General features: G+C 47.3%; 1 protein-coding gene. It reads left to right on the top strand.

Annotated features, from left to right (window positions below; genetic code table 11):
- The first annotated feature begins 135 nt into the window (after positions 1-135).
- Entirely contained in the window at positions 136-1,842 is a 1,707-nt protein-coding gene (locus FTO68_RS11775; protein ID WP_255333605.1) for an IS1634 family transposase, read from the top strand.
- Positions 1,843-1,857: the final 15 nt, after the last annotated feature.

Genomic DNA, 1,857 nt, shown 5'->3' with positions numbered 1-1,857 from the left:
CCTGACTTTGTGATTTTCTAACTTCACCTCATACCATCACCACACCATCCTGCTACACATTCGACTTATTTTCCTGATCCTCCTTTAATCCAAACAGAAAGCTTTATCGTTTTGTGAGTTATAATTATAACTTGCATGCACATCAAACGGATTAAGAAGAAGGATGCCGTATACCTCGCACTCTATGAGTCATACAGGGAGGAGGGAAAGTCCAAGACCAAGTTCATCAAATATCTCGGAAAAGAAGGAGATGAACGAGGCGTGCCACTCCCAAAGAAGTCAACCCATATCGAGACACCACTGTATCCTGAACATTCAAAACGGGCAGGCGATGTCCAGCTCATGTGGTCTATTGCCAATTCTACCCTGAATATGCCGAAGACTATCGATCAGATCTGTTGTGGAGAGGGGCGGATCGAAGGAAGATCACCCGGCAAAATCCTCACTGCATGGGCCATCAATAAAGCACTCAATCCAGAAAGTGCACATGATGTGGGTGAATGGATCCAGACAACAACTCTTCCGGATCTCGTGGAACTGCCGGAAGACTACTTCACTAACCATGCTTTCTATTCATCTCTGGACAGAATCTGTTTCAAGGATTCAACAGCTGATGGGTTGACTGACTTCAGCCCTCTCATCTGTGACGCACTCTATACCCAATGGCGATCACTTCATCCGTTACCTGATGCTGCGAAAGAGATCGTTGCCTATGATCTCACCCCGGTTCTGATATTTGGCTCCGGCGATGAGCTTGGAGAGAAGGGATACAATTCAAAGAAGGCGAACCAGAAGCAGATCAATCTCTGTATTCTCGTCTCGAAATGGGATAAAGTGCCGGTTTCATTCTTTTTGCTGCCGGGTAATTTCAACTCAATGTCATCGGTAAAGGAGCTTCTGGTACAGCTGCTGGATCTCTCCTATGAGCCGGGAACACTGATCTGGGACAGGGGAAATACCTCAGAAGAGTCTGTCCGGGATATTGAGGCGCTTGGATGGAACCTTATCTGTGGCGTGAATAAAGGATCAAACCAGGCACAATCTCTGCTTTTACAGACTGAGGTTCCAACAAAGGTTACGAACCGGGTGAGATCAACCGGCACGAGTTCATTGTATGCAACCAGGGCAAAAGGAACACTCTTTGGCAGGGAGGATGCCGGAGTTGTGTATGTCAACCATGCGAAGAGAATGGGGGCGATTGATGCACGAAATGCAATGTTGACAGAACTTGATGCTGAGTTACAGGCGTTGAACGAGAATCTGAATGGTCTAAAGAAGGAGGAGGTGGAGGAGAGTATTGCTGCCATTCTTGGGCAGTATGCAGACTTTTTCAAAGTCCATGTCCTTCAAAGTGGAAAACGGTGTGCGATTTCATGGGAGTATAATGAGGCTGCTATTGACAGAGCGGCTGATCTGGATGGCAAATACCTCCTGTATTCGACTGATACCTCCCTGAAGGCGATAGAGGTGGTGAATGAGTATATGGAGAAGGATTTCATCGAGAAGATATTCAGAACGCTGAAAACCCATCTGAAACTTGCTCCTGTCCGCCACTGGAAGAACCACCGGATCCGTGCGATCTTCTTTGTGAACATGATGGCACTGTGGCTCCGGAAGGCGTATGATTATCGGCTGAATCTGGTTCCAAAGAAGAAGAGGGATTATGGGTTCGATGAGCTGTTGGAACGACTGAAACGTGTTGAATATGTCGAGGTGGTGAGTGCAGGGCAGGGGAATGCATTCTGGTACCTGAACCTGACGGATAAGATGAAGGAACAGCTGAAAGCGATGGGGTTCAAGGAACTGTTCCGGGAGAGAAGGTTGGGTCAGAGTGGGTTATAAAACCGGAAAGTCAGG

This window comes from Methanocalculus taiwanensis (assembly GCF_024372745.1).
In the GTDB taxonomy this organism is placed as follows: domain Archaea; phylum Halobacteriota; class Methanomicrobia; order Methanomicrobiales; family Methanocorpusculaceae; genus Methanocalculus; species Methanocalculus taiwanensis.
The sequence above is the reverse complement of the archived record's forward strand: the minus strand, read 5'-3'. Positions and strand labels throughout refer to the sequence as shown.

Bases quoted from the DNA above. Each gene is read 5' to 3' on its own strand.
- FTO68_RS11775 (WP_255333605.1), top strand. From the start codon at position 136: ATGCACATCAAACGGATTAAGAAGAAGGATGCCGTATACCTCGCACTC.